Origin of the sequence: Bifidobacterium sp. SKU, from assembly GCF_026016405.1 — a bacterium.
Classification (GTDB): domain Bacteria; phylum Actinomycetota; class Actinomycetes; order Actinomycetales; family Bifidobacteriaceae; genus Bifidobacterium; species Bifidobacterium bifidum.
The window spans coordinates 1406233-1422125 of the sequence record NZ_CP092890.1; the positions used below are offsets into that span (position 1 = coordinate 1406233).

Sequence of the window (15893 nt, forward strand, 5' to 3'; positions counted from 1 at the left end):
CGCACGCCAAGGCACCATGCTTTCGCCTGTACCATCCGCCACGAGTGAGTATCGTCATCATGATCTCCGTCTCCCTCCGGTTTCCGGAACGATGGAGATGCGACCGTTCTCGACGGTTATCAGTCCGATGAGCTCCATCGTCCCCAATTGCGAGAGCACATGGGCGACCAACTCATGCATGCCGCGTTCCGGCACCGCATCCGCTCCCTTTCCTTCTGTTGGTTTCCCTTCCGTTGGCCTCCCTTCCGTCGCGCCCGTCTCCAGGCCTTTTTCACCTGACCGGGTGCGCAGCTGTTCGGCGACGGATTGCGCGGTCGGGGCTATCCGCCGGCGACGGCACCATCGGATGGCATCGATGATCGCCCGCTGGCTCTCGGTCATCGCCGATGACCTGTTGCCGCCCGATGGGCTGCTGTCGCGCAATATGCCGGCATCACGAGGCGTCCCGACATCGCAGTCCGAGCCGTCTTTCCGTTGAGTGGCCACGTCGTGAAACGACTCCGGCGGATGCGGGGCATGCCAGACGTCATCCATGTCGGCGACGGAGCACACGATGGTGGCCCGTTGCTCCTGAATGAGCCGGTTGCAGCCACTGTTGCCCGGCATGTCAATGTTGCCGGGCACCGCATGGATGTCCCGCTGCAGTTCGTTTCCCCAGTTCACGGTGTTCAGCGCCCCTGAACGCAGTCTCGCCTGAGTGACCACCAGCGTTGACGAAAGCGCGGCTATGATGCGGTTGCGCGACAGGAACCGCCTCGCCTCCGGAATGGTTCCCGGGCACAGTTCGCTGACCAGTGCTCCCCCGTTTTCCGCAATCCCGTCGAACAACTCGCTGTTGCACTGCGGCCCGGCATGGTTGAGACCTCCGGCGAACACGGCCACCGTGCGCCCGGCCCGTCCGATGCCGTACGCCCGCATCGCGTCCAATGCTCCCCTATGGGCGGCGGCGTCCGCCCCCATGGCTCCCCCTGAAACCACCAGATGCCCAGCTTGCGCGGCATGCACGGCTATGTCCGTCGTCAGTCGGCGCCCATACTCGTTGACGCCGCGCGAGCCCACGATGCCGACGGGCTGCGGGCAACTGGTCAATGCCGCGCGATCGCCACTGCCCCACAGGCACAGCGGGGGCGCGCAACGACCCAGCAACGCCAGGTCGTTGAGACGGGTGGGCCACCATACGTCATGCGGCGCGATGATCCATTGCCTCCCCTCCATGGTGAACCAGCCGCAGAGATAATCCCTGTCCCACGTGGGGAGAGTTCGCAATCGCTGCTGCCATGTCGCCAACGCGGAGCGAAACGAACGCACCGCCTGCGGCGTGGGCTTGCTCCCCCATCGGGTCATGCCGATGCAGAACGCCTGCTCGATGACCTTCCCCGCGCCGGCCGACGTGCGCAGTTCCGGGTCGCTGTCCCGGATGAGGGTGAGCGCTTCCCACGCATCGGCCGTGCCCTTGAGGAGCGCGGTCATCAGCGCGTCTGCGGTATTGAGGCAGAATGTCAGGATGGCCCGAGCGAGCGTCTCCTCGTCAAGGTCCCAGCAAAGGCCGCTATCCGACTCGCATACAGTCATGACATCCTCGCTCTCAACATGATGCCTTGCGACATCTCGTCCGGCCCCGGCGACGTTTTGCCCGCCAGATCGGCCAGCGTCCATGCCAGTCGCATGGCCCGATCCACTCCACGCAGGCTCAGCCGATGCGACGCCAGCGCCCTGTTGGCGAGTTCCAGCGCCTTCACCGACGTGTTGGCGCGCATCCACGACCCCGGCACTTCGGCGTTGCAGCCCCACCCGTATTTGGAATACCGTTCGCCGGCCGCCGCCCGCGCCGCGATCACCTGCTGCTGCATGACGTGGCTGCCAATCGAATCACGGGTCGGCGCCGAGGCTATGCACGGGACCGGCGGCACCTCCACCTGAATATCGATCCGGTCGAGAATCGGACCGGACAGTCTGGCGAAATACCGGATACGGTCCTTCTCCTTGCACACGCAGCGCTCCCCGTTGCCGTAGGCGTAACCGCACGGGCATGGGTTGGCTGCCATGACCATCTGGAACATCGCCGGATAGTAGGTCGTCCCCTTCGTGCGAGACAGGGCCACGTACCCGGATTCCATCGGCTCGCGCAGCGTCTGCAGCGTCCTCGCGGAGAATTCAGGGGCCTCGTCCATGAACAGGATCCCGCGGTGGGCGCGCGTAATCGCCCCCGGCATCGCAAGCCCTGATCCGCCACCCACCAGCGACGCGGTCGACGCCGTATGGTGAGGCGCCTCGAAGGGCGGCATATCGGAGATGCCATAATGTTGCAGCGTGCCGCACAGGGAGCGTATCGACGCCACTTCGAGCTGTTCCTCCGGCGTAAGCGGGCACATGATGCTCGGCATCCTGGAGGCCAACATCGTCTTGCCCGAGCCCGGCGGGCCGGTCATCAGCAGATGGTGTTTCCCGGCCGCCGCCACCTGCAATGCCCACTTGACATGATCCTGGCCGACCACCTCGCTCATGTCACCCAATCCGCTGAAGGCCGGCGTGTCCTCGACCGTGCACGAGACCGTCGCACGGTCGACGCCAAGCGTATACGACGCTCGGCCTCCCGCCAGCTCGATGAGCTCGCCCACATGACGGACGCAGGTCACGTCCATCTGCGGCACCAGGCGGGACTCGTCCTCGTTGCCGTAAGGCACGATCAGTCGCCGTATCCCCCGCTCCTTGGCATGCAGCATGATCGGCAGCAGACCATGGATCGGCAGCACGGTGCCGTCGAGGTTCACCTCCCCCAGAACGATCGTCTCCTCCAGGCTGTCGTGCGGAATCGCCCCCGCCGCGCTCAGCACGCCAGCCGCGATGGCGAGATCGTGCGAGGCGCCCCGCTTGGGCATCGACGCGGGAGACATGTTGACGGTGACGCGGGTGTCCGGCCATTTGAACCCGCTCGCCTGGCAGGCGGATTTGACCCGTTCCCGCGATTCGCTGAGCGAGGCATCCGGCAGGCCGATGACGCTGAAATACGGCAGACCGGGCGAGATGAACGCCTGAATCTGGATGATGAAGGCCTTGAGACCAATCAGGCCGACCGAAAGGGAACCGCCGATAGCCATCAGAACGCCCCCGGTATGTGGTGCACCGACACCATGCCCGCACGCGCGACGATAGTGAGCACGTCGAACCGCACCCCCGTATGCCTGATGCGGTGGTCCGGCTCGAGCAGCCACTGCACGCCGGCGCGTCTGAGATTCGTCTGCTTGTGCAGGGTGACGGCCTCCTGCGGCGTGCCGAAATGGTCGGTCCGTCTGGTCTTGACCTCGACGAACGCGATGACGCGGTCGGGCGTCATCATGACGATGTCGAGCTCCCCGTACCGCGAATGCCAGTTGCGCCCCAGAATCGTGTATCCGTGCCGTTCCAGCCAATCCGCCGCATATTGCTCCCCCAGCACCCCCAGCTGCTTGGGTTTGAGCGAGCCGTCGCACAGCCGGCACAGCATATCGCTCAGCCCCGCCACGGGAGGATCATGATCGGTCGTAGCGCCTGCGTGTTCCGCTCGGCTTGTCAAACAGGTGTCCATGACCATCAGTGCACCATAAAACCGCCTTCGACCACATGGTTTTCGGCCAATGTGGTCGAAGGCTTGCCCTTCGGCGTGTTGTGGATGGAATGTGGACGAATATCCACTTATCCACATCGTCGGCACGACGACGATTCCGTGCGCGGAACCGAGGCATGGGCGCGCCCGCCAAGGCCATGCCTTATGGCAAACTGGTTGACGATTCTTTGACTTCAGGAGGCATATATATGAGCGGCTCAAGTGACGCGCTGGCCACGGTGACCTTGCGGGTGAACAGGTTCACGCCGCGTCCCGAGCGTGATCGCCCGGCCCGCTCCGGCAGCCCCTTCGCCAAGAAAAGCTCGCCATTCGGCGGCGCCTCCGCTTCGGCGCGTCGGCGTCCCCGCGGCAAGCAGTGGGTTCAGGAGTACACTCTGCCGGTTCGCCGGGAGGATACGGTGCTGGACTGTCTGCTGAAGATCAAGCGCACCGTGGATCCGACCCTGGCGTTCCGTTATTCGTGCGGGCATGGCATGTGCGGTTCCGACGCGGTGGCGATCAACGGCACGCCGACGCTCCTGTGCACCGCGACCGTCGGCGACTGGGCGAAACCGGCGACGCCGATTCCCCTCGCCGATGGCGAGGGATTCCGCCGCACCGGCGACGCGGGTGATAAGCGGAGCGCGGACACGACCGCTCCCGAAGGAAACTCTTGCGAAGACAACGCAGGCGCGCAATCCCACGAACTCGGCATCATCGAACTGGCACCGCTGCCGGGATTCCCCGTCCAGCGCGATCTGATCGCGGACATCGACCCGATGCTCGACCAGATCAGGAAGCTCAAGCCGTATCTGCAGGCCGATGGCGTGCTCGCGACCACCAGCGAAGGCAAGGTGGACGTGTTCGAGTACCTTCAGCGGCCAGAGCAGCTGGCGAAATACGAGCTGCTCAGCAACTGCATCGCCTGTGGCGTGTGCGAGGGAGCCTGCCCGGTCTACGCCGGCGGCGACGCCTTCATTGGGCCGGCGGCCCTGATCTCGACCTCCCGCTTCGTGAACGATTCGAGGGACACCGCAACCGACGAGCGACTGGACGCCATCGACACCGCCGACGGCGTGGCCGCTTGCCAATCCGTGCGCGCCTGCTCGCGCCACTGTCCCCGCGGCATCGACGTCGGCGAGGAGATGTGGCAGATCGTCGCCCGCGTCCGAGAGCGCTGACAGACCGAAACAGACATCATTCGACAACGGTTCAGGGGATTGTTTATGGATAAGACCTCATATGCGAATCTCGCCAGGGCATGGGAGTACGTCGAGAATCATGCCTATTCCCGGCAGACGCAAGCGCTGCTGGACGCGCGCGAACAGGCCGCCCAGTGCGGTCTTGCGCAGGGTTCCGCAGCTCAGGCGCAGCTGCTGCATACGCTGGCATGCATGATGCGCAGCATCTCGGTGATCACCATCGGCTCCGGCTCACTCGTGGAGATCGTCCAGCTTGTCGATGCGCTGCACGGTACCGGCCAGTTGACGGCGGTGGATTCCTCGACGCAGGGAATCGCGCTCATCCGCAAGATGTTCTTCGCCCTGTCCGACACGACACAAACGACGCTGCGCGCGGTGAACGCGCCGGTGAACGTGTTTCTGCCGCGTCTCAACGGCACGGATTACGACCTGATCGTCGTCTCCGGCGATGCGGCGAACTATTTGGACACGTTTGCCCAGGCGCCGCGGCTGCTCCGGGAGCACGGCGTCATCGTGTTCACCGACATGCTCGCGTTCGAGGGCGACGAGGCGAACGGCGGTGTACCCAATCCCGCTGACCGCAGCGACAAGGCGGTGGTCATGCGGCAATTGCTGGACATGGTTCAGGACGACGACCGTTTCGAATCCTCTCTGACTCCGACCGGCACCGGACTGCTCATCGCCGTCAAGCGCTAGGAGGCGATCCGGCTGACCGCCACTTCCACGGCCTCGTCGGGGTCGTCCGTGATCAGTACCAGACTCGGGTCGAGCGGCGAGATCATACCGTGATCCTGCACGGTCGATGTCAGCCATTCGAACAGGCCGCGCCAGTATTCGGTGCCGTACAGGACGATCGGCATCGACATGACCTTGTGCGTCTGCACCAGGGTCAGCAGCTCGAACATCTCATCGAATGTGCCGAATCCTCCGGGGCATACGATCACGCCGGACGAGTATTTGACGAACATGGTCTTGCGCACGAAGAAATAGCGGAAGCTCATGCCCAGGTTCACCCATTGGTTGAGCCCCTGCTCGTGCGGCAGTTCGATGCCCAGTCCGACCGATTTGCCGCCGGCAAGCGCCGCACCACGGTTCGCGGCCTCCATGATGCCCGGCCCTCCCCCGGTGATGACGGCCACGCCATGCTTTGCGATTCCACGCCCCATGCGCCGCGCCGCCTTATAGTCCGGGTCGGTGCGCGGCGTGCGGGCGGAGCCGAACACGCTGACCGCCGGCCCGAGCTCGGCGAGCGCCCCGAACCCGTCGACGAACTCGGATTGGATGCGCAGCACACGCCACGGATCCATGTGGAGCCAATCGGTCTCCTGATTGGGTTTGAGCAGGTTGGCCGTAGTGTTGTCGTTCGGAATCATCGGGCCGCGCAGAATCACCGGGCCCCGGTGATAGGTGTCGCCCAACGGCGATGCATCCTGCTGAACACCGGAGACGGCGGCGCGTACCGCCGCGTCACCCGTCTGCCGCCCGGCGTCCGATGATTTCCCTCGTTCGGCACCTGCCGCGGCGATGATGTCGTTCAGCGCGTTGTTCGCCGCCGCGTGGGCGAGCTTCTGCGCGGCCAGTTTACGCAGCTTCTTTTTCTTGCCGCTTTTCTTCGACGCATCCGTTTTCGACATGATCACGCACTCCTTGTCTTGGATGTCTCCAACATACCAGCAGAAGCTCCGTTACGACACCGACTCCAGCTCCTCCTTCTCGAACCGCTTGGACTGACGGCTCAGGAGGATGCCGCTGATGAGCGCCGCGATCAGGGATGCCATCAGCACGCCGAACCGTCCTTCCGCAGACAGCTCCGTGTTCGTGTAGGCCAGAGAGGCGATCAGGAACGATACCGTGAAGCCGATGCCGCACGCGCAGGCTGCGGGGAACATGTCGCGCACGCGCAGTCCCTTCGCCATCGTCAGCCCAGCCACGTGCGTGGACAGCCATGCCGTGATCATGATGCCGAGCGGCTTGCCGATCACCAGCGCCACGATGATGCCGATGACCACGGGCGACAGCATCAGCGCCGGGGATAGCTCGGCGAAGTGCACGCCGGTGGCGAACAGCGCGAATATCGGCAGTGCGAGCAGCGAAGAGAACGGCTGCAGCTTGCTCGCATAGCGTTGCGCGCGCGGTGACTTCTCACCGTGCATTTCACGCGATGGCGTCAGCAGGCCGACCAGCACGCCCGCCAGCGTGGGGTGCACGCCGGCCTCGAACATCATCACCCATGCCAGTACGCCTATCACGGCGACCAGCAGCCATGGGACGCGGCGCAATCTCACCAGGAACGCCCAGATGGCCGCGCATATGGCGATGCCGATGAACCAGTACCATGCGTTGAGCGACGAGAAGAACACCGCGATCAGGATGATCGCCAGCAGGTCATCGACCGTGGCGAGCGTCATCAGGAACGCTCGGATCGAACCGGGCAGCGCCTTGGCGAACAACGCAAGCACCGCCAGCGAGAAGGCGATGTCCGTCGCTGTGGGAATCGCCCACCCCTGCGCCGCTTCGGCGAACGGGACATCCGCGCCGGTCGGGATGGTGACGATTCCCGGCGCAGGCGGCGCGAACCGGGAGAACAGGGAGATGACCGTGATGAACAGCACCGGCGGCATCAGCATACCGCCCACGGCGCACAGCATGGGCACGGCGGCGGCTTTCGGATTGGCGAGCGAACCGGTGGTCAGCTCCTGTTTGAGATCCAATCCGACCGTGAGGAAGAATATCGTCAGCAGGCCATCCTGCGCCCAATGCCCGATCGGCAGGATGATGTTGGTGCCGGGAATGCCCAGCTGCGTCTCCGCCACCGCCTCGAACATGTGCGACGTCCATGGCAGATTAGCCAGGACCAGACCAGCAAACGCGAACGCGAGCATAATCAGGCCGGAAATACGATCGGACGCGGCGATTCGCCGGATCCTGGCCCAAACCCTACCCGTGCTATTCATGAACCCTCAATTCCATACCAAGTGAACAGCCTGACGCGGACGTATGCCTGACATGTCAGGATTCGGTGCCATCAGACCGACTCCTCATTTTACAGACCCCCATCCCACTCTACGCCCCGGGCTGAGCCTAGCGAAGCGAGACCACAATCACAGGGGCCAAAGGCGAGCCGTGAAGAAACAGCAGAGCTGCTTGTAGGCGAGGAGTGGGGGGGGAGGAAGGCGACGGACAATCCATATCCGGCGAAAGTCCCATCTATTCGTCGCCGGATGGGACTTTCGCGGGAAAGGCGTGGGGATGATTCCCCGCCGATCGTCATCCGGCTATCGCCTGTACCACACCATGCGATTTTTGACGGTTTTGGGGCTGGTGTGGCCAAGGGTGATTCCGGGCCCATTCACCGGTCATTGGAAAATGGCGGTTTCCGCGACCCGTGCTTTGCCACACCACGTGATGTGAAGGCTCACATCGCATGGTGTGGCTCTCTGCTGTGCCACACCATGCGATTTCGGGGTGTTTTTCGCCTGGTGTGGCACACGGGATGGGAGCGAATCAGCCGGACGGATGGGTAGGGACTGAGTGCGGGCTGTTCCATTGAGCTGAGAACCACCCCCAGTCATGCCGCGCATGCCAGCCCTCCGCCAGCGGGGGCGATAATGTCGGGCACCCCCGCTGTTTGCCTCACGGCTCGCCCCGCCAGCGGGCCGAGAGGCAATCCCGGTTGCCGAAAATCAGGCGCGATGTGACAGGGCTGCGGCGATGTTGTCCAGCACCTGCTTAAGCAGCGCCTTCGGGCAGGCGAGGTTGACGCGCTCGAATCCGGCTCCGTTCTCGCCGAACAGCACGCCCTCGTCGAAATACACTCGAGCGCGGTCGCGCATGAAATCGCGCAGCTCGTCCGCCGAACCGAAGCCAAGACCGCGGCAGTCCAGCCATGCCAGATACGTGCCTTCCGGTTCGATGAGCCGAAGTCCAGGCGTGCGTTCCGCGAACTCGCGCAGCAGCGAAAGGTTGTCGGCGAGCACGCCCATGAGCGCATCCAGCCACGGTTCGGCCCGCTCATATGCCGCCTGGCACGCGACGAGTCCGAAATGGCTGACGGTCAGGCCGGCGATGTTCTCCGCCGCCACGTCGAACGCCCGCTTGAGTTCGGGGTTGACGGTGATGACGTTGGAGCACAGCAGGCCGGCGATGTTGAAGGTCTTGGTCGGGGCGGTGAACTCATAGCAGTGGCCGGCGTAGCGCTCCCCCAGCGTGCCGAACATCGTCACGTCGTGTCCGGGGTAGGCGAAGTCCGCATGGATCTCATCGGCCAGAATGGTCACGCCGTGGGCGATGCAGATGTCGCCCAGACGACGCAGCTCGTCGGCGCTCCACACGCGGCCGACCGGGTTGTGCGGGTTGCACAGCATCAGCGCCGTGCACCGCGGGTCGGACGCCTTGGCCTCCAGATCGTCGAAATCCATGACGTAATGTCCGTCGTCACCCAGGATGAGGCGGTTGTCGAGTATGGTCAGGCCGTTGTGCTCCGCGGCGGCGGTGAAAGGATAGTAGACGGGTCCTTGCAGGATCACCTTGTCGCCGGGATGGGTGACCGCACGCAGTGCGGTGTTGACCGCGGGCATGACCCCGTCCGACAGGCTCACCCAGGCCGGGTCGATGTCCCAGTTGTGCCGACGACTCATCCATGCCGTCAGCGCGCGGAAATACCCGTCGGTCGCGTAATCGTATCCGAAGATGTCATGTTGGGCGGCTTCGACCAGCGCTTCTACGATTTCCGGAGCCGGCTTGAATTCCATGTCGGCAACGGACATGGCGATCACGTCCTCGCTTCCCACACCCATGTCATCCTCGATCATGTGCCATTTGATGGATGTGGTGCCGCGTCGTTCGACCACGGACTGGAAATCGTACACGTCTGCTCCTCGTATGTATTCGATGGCGCCGGAACACGGTCGTGGGCGGATGCTCCTCGTTGCGCCTGTCTGCTGTGCGCCCATCCATTGGAAAAGCCCTCGGAAGCATTCGCTTTCAAGGGCTTTTTGTGCGCCGAACAGGATTCGAACCTGCGACCTGCTGATCCGTAGTCAGCTGCTCTAATCCGCTGGGCTACCGGCGCATACCGCGCATATTGAATTATGCACAACCGTGAATTACTTCACGGCTCGTGCGCCAGACAGGATTCGAACCTGCGACCTGCTGATCCGTAGTCAGCTGCTCTAATCCGCTGGGCTACTGGCGCATGTTGTCTTGTTTTCGGCAACTCAAATAAATTACATCAATGTAATGACTTTAGCAACTTGGCGTGTCGCGCGTGTCGCGAACGTGCCGCGCGCGTCCCCGTCATGCCACGAGGCGCCGTTCCCCACGGACCAGTTTGGGCAGACCCTCACCCCTGACCGAGGCCGCGTCGACGATCACCTGCTGCACGTCATCCATGCCTGGGAGCTCGAACATCGTCTCCTCAAGGGTCTTCTCGATGATCGACCGCAGCCCTCGCGCACCCGTCCCGCGCGTTATGGCGGTCGTCGCGATGGCGTTCACCGCCTGCTCCGTGAAGACCAGATCCACCCCGTCGACGGCGAACATCTTGCGATACTGCTTGACCAGGGCGTTCTTGGGCTCGGTGAGGATGCGCGCCAGATCGGCCTCGGTCAGCTCGTCGAGCACGCTGACCACGGGCAGACGCCCGATGAACTCGGGCAGCAGACCGAATTCGGCGAGGTCGTCGGCGCTGACCTGTTCGAGCAGTTCCTCGGGCTTGACCTCATGGTCATGCCAGGAGGCCCCGAAGCCGCTCTCGTGGCGTCCGAGCCTACCGGCGACGATATCGCTCAGCCCCACGAACGCACCGCCGCAGATGAACAGGATGCCGCGCGTGTCGATGGTCACCGTGTCCTGGTCGCGGTGCTTGCGTGTGCCCTCGACCGGCACCGAGGCGATCGTGCCTTCGAGTATCTTCAGCAGCGCCTGCTGCACGCCCTCGCCGGAGACGTCACGGGTGATAGACGTGTTCTCGCCGGATTTTCTGGCGATCTTGTCGATCTCGTCGATGTAGATGATGCCGTGCTGAGCCCTCTCGACGTCCCCGTCGGCGGCCGAGATGAGCCGCTGCAGCACGGTCTCCACGTCATCTCCCACATACCCGGCCTCGGTGAGCGTCGTGGCGTCGGTGATGACGAACGGCACGTTCATAACCTTGGCGAGGGACTGCGCGAGATACGTCTTGCCGACGCCGGTAGGGCCGAGCAGCAGTATATTGGATTTGGCGACCTCGACGTCGGCGAGCGGATCCGTGCGGCGGCGACGCCCGAGCGCCTGCTTCTTGCCGTCGAGCTGCCCGGCCGATTCGCGCAGTTCCATGTTGACGCGCTTGTAATGGTTGTAGACGGCGACCGACAGCGTGCGTTTCGCCGCGCTCTGCCCGATGACGTACCGGTCGAGATAGGCGCTGATCTCGGCGGGCTTGGGCAGTGTCAGGGCGTTGACATCGGCGCTGTGCTGGCGTTCCTCCGAGACGATGTCGACGCACAGCTCGATGCATTCGTCGCAGATGGCCGCGCTTGGGCCTGCAACCAGCTTGCGTACCTGATGCTCGGTCTTGCCGCAGAACGTGCACCGAGGCACGTCCTCGTTGTAACTCACCACGCGCCCCATGCAGCTCTCCTTCGACTATGCGTCCCGTTATGCGCACTGTTACGAGGATACCCCCGGCCTGACGGCGACGGGGGTATCCACTTGTGAAGATTCATGAACCTCACGAACGGTGTTCGAGCACTTCGTCCACGATGCCGTAATCCTTGGCTTCCTGGGCGGTCAGGAACGTATCGACCTCGATGTCCTTGCGGATCTTCTCGACATCCTGTCCGGTGTGCTTGGCGAGCGTGTTCTCCAGCCATTCGCGCATGCGCAGCATCTCCTTGGCCTGGATCTCGATCTCCGTGGCCTTGCCGAAGCCCTGGTCGATGGCCGGCTGGTGGATGAGCACGCGTGCGTTCGGCAGCATCAGGCGCTTGCCCTTGGCGCCGGCGGCCAGCAGGATCGCCGCGGCGGAGGCAGCCTGACCGAGGCAGACGGTCTGCACGTCGGGCTTGATGTACTGCATCGTGTCGTAGATGGCGGTCATGGCCGTCATCGAGCCGCCGGGCGAGTTGATGTACATCATCACGTCACGGCTCGGATCCTGCGATTCGAGCACAAGCAACTGGGCCATGATGTCGTCGGCGGACGTGTCGTCGACCTGCACGCCCATGAAGATGATGCGGTCCTCGAACAGCTTGGTGTACGGGTCCTGCGTCTTCATGCCGTACGGCGTCTTCTCGGAGAACTGCGGGAGCACGTAACGGTTCTGCGGCGAGACGGCCGCGCCGCCGCGCAGCGCGCTCTCGCGGGCTGCTGCGGGCATGAACCCGACGACGCCGCGCGGGCCGGCGAGACGGTCGGCGCGGGCTGCGAACTGAGCTTCTTCGGATGCCATTTCGATCATTCTCCCTTCGTCATCGAATCGTGCGTGGTGATGATCTTGTCCACGAACCCGTACTCCAGCGCCTCGGTGGCGGTGAACCAGTGGTCGTACTCGTTGTCGCGGTAGATCTCCTCCACCGTGTGGCCGGTCTGTTCGGCGGTCAGCTCGCTCATGGTCTTCTTCATATCCATGATGAGCTCGGCGTTGATGCGCACGTCGGTGGTGGTGCCGCCGATGCCGCCGGACGGCTGGTGCATCAGCACGCGGGCATGCGAGGTCAGGAACCGCTTGCCCTTGGTGCCGGAGCTCAGCAGGAACTGGCCCATCGACGCGCACATGCCCAGGCCTACGGTCGCCACGTCGGGCTGGATGAGCTGCATGGTGTCGTAGATGGCCATGCCTGCGGTAATCGAGCCGCCGGGCGAGTTGATATACAGCCAGATGTCCTTCTTCGGGTCCTCCGCGGCCAGCATGAGCATCTGTGCGCAAATGCGGTTGGCCATGTCATCCTTGACCTCTTCACCCATCCAGATGATGCGGTCCTTCAACAGACGATTGAAAATCGGATCCGGCATCGACGGCATGTCGCCGTCCGCCATCACCGGGGATGATGTCAGCAAATCTGCCACCTTATCTCCTTGACTCACAGTACGTTGTGTCTCACAATACGTTACAGCAATTCACTCTACCTGTCCGAACCGACGGCAGCGCCCTGCACCGCCCTTTTTCGGCTACCCGCATAGCGGGAGGGCGGAATACTTGCTCTATTGAAAATCAATTCGCCGTCCTTTCATGTCCAGCTCATCGTTGCGAAGCTAAACGTCAAAGCCCGTCTGTCACATCTCGTGCCAGGCGTCTAGGGGGGGTATCGTATCCCTCTAGCATCGCGCAAAGGAGAGTCGAATGAGCAAACAGTTCAGAACAACAATTTCCGCGTTAGCGGCAATCATCTGCTCGGTAGTTCTGTCATCCTGCGGAGTAGTGCCAGGACAACAGAACGCGGAGTCGGCAAACGTCTTCGATACCAGTACTCCACAGAAGACCGTGGAAGGTTTTCTCCGTGCACTAGGCAATGGCGATCAAGCTACGGCCCTCAAGTACGTCACGCCTTCGGCCCGGCCGGAGGATGATTTCATTCCTGACCAGCTCATCAAAAAAGCATCTAATCGAATCAGTGAAATCAATGTCGGAGAGGCCGAAAATTCCAAGGCGCACGGCGCGATGGTTAGCTATTCGTATAAGGCCGATGGCCGCACTGTTAAAGGTAAAGCTGCCGTAAAGTCATCTCCGGATGGAGGATACCGACTCCGTAATGATCCCGACAATGATTCCGATGACCGTCCTATCACGAGTATCGACGACTTCATGCCACCTATTGGTTTTTCATCTAAAGCATTGAACGTCGAAGAAACCGCCCGGATTCTGCCAGGAACATACGATCTGAGTCTGGAACCATCATGGGGCACCCTTGAAATGACCGTCCATGCCAATGGAACTCATGAGCCCGGAAATACAGTGACAATCGAATATGGGAAAATGAAGATTTCCAATAAGTCCAATCTCATAGAACGATTGAGAAAAATCATGATCGAAAACTTGGAGGATTGGAACGAAACGAAGAATGATAGTGATTCCACCTTCCGAGCCGATCAAATGACTTGGGAAGTTACCAGCATTCAGCAAGTTCCTCATGACTACTCGCTGCTTGCCTTCGATGCAAAGGGTAGTTTCCCCTACACGTTCTTGACCTTCCAAAGAACAAAAAACAACACGATGTCTTTCGGAGGACCCGAAGATCTTCAAGGACATTTCATCATCGGCGTTGACGAGCTCACAGATATTTCAGGTGCCGAAAGCACCACGTCCACGGTATCTTTCACCCAACACGATATCGATTCAATCACTATCGACAATAGGAGCGAGGTTATCTTCGCATACCCCCAAGAGATAGAGAACGGATACTCCTTCTAATCGAATGAAACTTGCCCTGGGATGAGGCAACGCTCAACAGTCACTTCATCATTGCGACATACCCCGTCAAGGTCACATCATGAAATGAGATCGCGGCTCTCCCAGCAATGTATGAATGAGACCCTGTGCAGCCAATGTCCTGAAATAGCAAACTATATTTCTATTTCAGGACATTTTTAAGTTAGAGACACAATCATATTATCTGCGATAGTAATCAGCTCAGCCGCCGCAGCAGCCAGGACGACACGAAGGCGGATGCCGCCACGGCCAGGCCGACCGGCACGAAGAACTCGATCGGAGCCTCGGTGAGTTCCATGACCAGGCACATGGCCATGAGCGGAGCCTGCTGGGATGCGGAGAGCAGCGCGGCGGCCCCGATCAGGGCGCACGCGGTGACCGAATCTACGGGGAAGACGAACAGCCAGAGCAGTCCGAGCATCGTACCCAGCGTGGATCCCAAGGCGATGCCGGGCTGAAGCACGCCGCCCGATGCGCCGGAGCGGATGGTCATCAGAGTGACGAACGCCTTGGCCACGAAGGTGAGCGCCAGCACGCCCAGCAACATCCATAGCCGGTTCAGTTCAAGCGGAGTCCCGGCGTTGACGACCGAGCCCGGAGCGCCGTCCGAGCCGGCGAGGAACGTCCATGGCGAGGCCGCTGCGGACGCGGCCGATTGTGCCGCACCGGAGGTGGCGGCCGTTTCGGGGATGAATGTGCTGAAGCCGAGCTGCGCCGCGGCACGCCCGTTGCCCATGACCTGCGGCACGACGATAGAGACCAGACCGGTCACCAATCCGGCGATCGGCATCTGCCACATCAGCGACCGTCCGGTGGGCTTGTGCGATTCGGCCCACTGCGAGCCCTTGCGGAACAGTGCGCCGACGATGCCGCACGCCGTTCCGCACAGCAGCGCGAACAGCATCAGGCTCGGCGTGCTGTTCATCTGCATCGCGCCGATGTCGTAGAACATGTGCTCGCCTTTGATGGCGGTCGCGACGAACGCCGCAGTCGCAGACATCCCCAATCCGAATGCGACCTTCTCCAACGTCACGTCGACGAGCAGTATCTCCACCGCGAAGAACATGCCGGCCAGCGGCGCGTTGTACACGCCTCCCAGACCGGCACCGGCGGCGACGGCGACGACCATGCGGCGATCGAGCACGCCATGCGCGTCGCCTTCGCCGTCACCGATATGGAAGATGTCGCAGAACCGCTGCGCCAGCATGGCGCCCAGCTCGCGCGGCGCGACCTCGCGCCCGATGGAGGCGCCGGAGCCGACGATGAATATCTGCAGCACCACATGCACGATGGTCTGCCAGAACGGCATGCGGCCCCCGTTCACCGCCTTCTTGACGGACGGCACCTTCTCGGTCTTCGTGCGCAGCAGGTACCATATGACGCCGGCGACGCCCAGTCCCAACGTGACGGAGGCGATGCGGCGGACCGCCGGCACGGTGAACGCGCCGGGAATGAACTCGCTTTCGATGAATCCGAGCATCATGTATTCGACGCCGTACAGCAGCAGCGTCAGCAGGCCGGCGCATGCGCCGATGATCGCGCCGAGCACCAGCGTGGCCGCGGTCAGCCAGCCGATGCGCTTCCAATCGGTCTTCTCCATGATGCACCTCTTCGATGGCGAGTGGAACGTCCAGGAACGGGAGACCCGCCCATGTCAGCCTACCCGCGGCATCCTACACCCGCTCCTCACCGCGCATATCCC

12 protein-coding genes, 2 tRNA genes and 1 pseudogene are annotated in these 15893 nt (G+C 62.5%); 3 read left to right on the plus strand and 12 right to left on the minus strand.

Translation table 11 applies throughout. The annotated features are described in order from the left end of the window. Positions 1–57 precede the first annotated feature (57 nt). From MMB49_RS06035 to MMB49_RS06045, 3 genes are read right to left on the minus strand one after another with little or no spacing between them, the layout of a single operon-like run. Positions 58–1572, minus strand: coding sequence for a DNA-processing protein DprA (locus tag MMB49_RS06035; RefSeq protein ID WP_013390056.1), 1515 nt, complete (start codon positions 1570–1572; stop codon positions 58–60). After that, positions 1569–3098, minus strand: a complete 1530-nt coding sequence (locus tag MMB49_RS06040) for a YifB family Mg chelatase-like AAA ATPase (protein WP_003813643.1) — start codon at positions 3096–3098, stop codon at positions 1569–1571. Before MMB49_RS06040 ends, MMB49_RS06035 begins: the two co-directional genes overlap by 4 nt. Continuing rightward, positions 3098–3484: a YraN family protein gene (locus tag MMB49_RS06045; RefSeq protein ID WP_013363639.1), complete on the minus strand. Its 387-nt coding sequence runs from the start codon at positions 3482–3484 to the stop codon at positions 3098–3100. The genes MMB49_RS06040 and MMB49_RS06045 overlap by 1 nt, the downstream gene beginning before the upstream one ends. A gap of 308 nt (positions 3485–3792) precedes the next feature. Between MMB49_RS06045 and MMB49_RS06050 the strand changes: the two genes are divergently transcribed. Both MMB49_RS06050 and MMB49_RS06055 read left to right on the plus strand, forming a co-directional pair. Next, a complete protein-coding gene (locus MMB49_RS06050) occupies positions 3793–4764 on the plus strand; it encodes a succinate dehydrogenase/fumarate reductase iron-sulfur subunit (RefSeq protein WP_047272403.1) in 972 nt (323 codons plus the stop codon). 45 nt (positions 4765–4809) lie between these two features. Next, entirely contained in the window at positions 4810–5481 is a 672-nt protein-coding gene (locus MMB49_RS06055; protein ID WP_047272405.1) for an O-methyltransferase, read from the plus strand. Here the strand turns inward: MMB49_RS06055 and MMB49_RS06060 are convergent. From MMB49_RS06060 to MMB49_RS06095, 8 genes and pseudogenes are all read right to left on the minus strand, one after another. Next, positions 5478–6419, minus strand: coding sequence for a TIGR00730 family Rossman fold protein (locus MMB49_RS06060; RefSeq protein ID WP_047272470.1), 942 nt, complete (start codon positions 6417–6419; stop codon positions 5478–5480). The two genes, MMB49_RS06055 and MMB49_RS06060, sit on opposite strands and share 4 nt — an antisense overlap. A 69-nt stretch (positions 6420–6488) precedes the next feature. Continuing rightward, a pseudogene (locus MMB49_RS06065) lies at positions 6489–7739 on the minus strand (Na+/H+ antiporter NhaA); the annotation flags it as partial. Positions 7740–8468: 729 nt separating this feature from the next. Next, entirely contained in the window at positions 8469–9653 is a 1185-nt protein-coding gene (locus MMB49_RS06070; protein WP_047272409.1) for a MalY/PatB family protein, read from the minus strand. Between the two features lie 129 nt (positions 9654–9782). Beyond that, positions 9783–9856: transfer RNA gene (locus MMB49_RS06075), tRNA-Arg, on the minus strand. Between the two features lie 49 nt (positions 9857–9905). Further along, a tRNA-Arg gene (locus MMB49_RS06080) sits at positions 9906–9979 on the minus strand. 101 nt (positions 9980–10080) lie between these two features. Further along, positions 10081–11394: an ATP-dependent Clp protease ATP-binding subunit ClpX gene (gene clpX / locus MMB49_RS06085; RefSeq protein WP_047272411.1), complete on the minus strand. Its 1314-nt coding sequence runs from the start codon at positions 11392–11394 to the stop codon at positions 10081–10083. Between the two features lie 100 nt (positions 11395–11494). Continuing rightward, on the minus strand, positions 11495–12214 hold the full coding sequence (locus MMB49_RS06090) for an ATP-dependent Clp protease proteolytic subunit (protein ID WP_003816849.1): 720 nt from the start codon (positions 12212–12214) through the stop codon (positions 11495–11497). A gap of 5 nt (positions 12215–12219) precedes the next feature. After that, the gene (locus tag MMB49_RS06095; protein WP_021648579.1) at positions 12220–12801 is read right to left on the minus strand and encodes an ATP-dependent Clp protease proteolytic subunit; all 582 of its coding nucleotides are present in this window, start codon (positions 12799–12801) and stop codon (positions 12220–12222) included. Between the two features lie 304 nt (positions 12802–13105). On the opposite strand from MMB49_RS06095, the gene MMB49_RS06100 reads away from it, so the two are divergent. Continuing rightward, a complete protein-coding gene (locus tag MMB49_RS06100; protein ID WP_047297688.1) occupies positions 13106–14173 on the plus strand; it encodes a hypothetical protein in 1068 nt (355 codons plus the stop codon). Between the two features lie 214 nt (positions 14174–14387). Here MMB49_RS06100 and MMB49_RS06105 read toward each other — a convergent pair whose 3' ends face one another. Next, entirely contained in the window at positions 14388–15791 is a 1404-nt protein-coding gene (locus MMB49_RS06105) for a chloride channel protein (RefSeq protein WP_047272415.1), read from the minus strand. Positions 15792–15893 lie beyond the last annotated feature (102 nt).

Excerpts from the sequence above, each read along its gene's own strand:
- MMB49_RS06035 (WP_013390056.1), bottom strand. The coding sequence starts at position 1,572 with ATGACTGTATGCGAGTCGGATAGCGGCCTTTGCTGGGACCTTGACGAG.
- MMB49_RS06040 (WP_003813643.1), bottom strand. The coding sequence starts at position 3,098 with ATGGCTATCGGCGGTTCCCTTTCGGTCGGCCTGATTGGTCTCAAGGCC.
- MMB49_RS06095 (WP_021648579.1), bottom strand. The coding sequence starts at position 12,801 with ATGGCGGACGGCGACATGCCGTCGATGCCGGATCCGATTTTCAATCGT.
- MMB49_RS06090 (WP_003816849.1), bottom strand. The coding sequence starts at position 12,214 with ATGGCATCCGAAGAAGCTCAGTTCGCAGCCCGCGCCGACCGTCTCGCC.
- MMB49_RS06045 (WP_013363639.1), bottom strand. The coding sequence starts at position 3,484 with ATGCTGTGCCGGCTGTGCGACGGCTCGCTCAAACCCAAGCAGCTGGGG.
- MMB49_RS06050 (WP_047272403.1), top strand. The coding sequence starts at position 3,793 with ATGAGCGGCTCAAGTGACGCGCTGGCCACGGTGACCTTGCGGGTGAAC.
- MMB49_RS06055 (WP_047272405.1), top strand. The coding sequence starts at position 4,810 with ATGGATAAGACCTCATATGCGAATCTCGCCAGGGCATGGGAGTACGTC.
- MMB49_RS06105 (WP_047272415.1), bottom strand. The coding sequence starts at position 15,791 with ATGGAGAAGACCGATTGGAAGCGCATCGGCTGGCTGACCGCGGCCACG.
- clpX (WP_047272411.1), bottom strand. The coding sequence starts at position 11,394 with ATGGGGCGCGTGGTGAGTTACAACGAGGACGTGCCTCGGTGCACGTTC.
- MMB49_RS06060 (WP_047272470.1), bottom strand. The coding sequence starts at position 6,419 with ATGTCGAAAACGGATGCGTCGAAGAAAAGCGGCAAGAAAAAGAAGCTG.
- MMB49_RS06100 (WP_047297688.1), top strand. The coding sequence starts at position 13,106 with ATGAGCAAACAGTTCAGAACAACAATTTCCGCGTTAGCGGCAATCATC.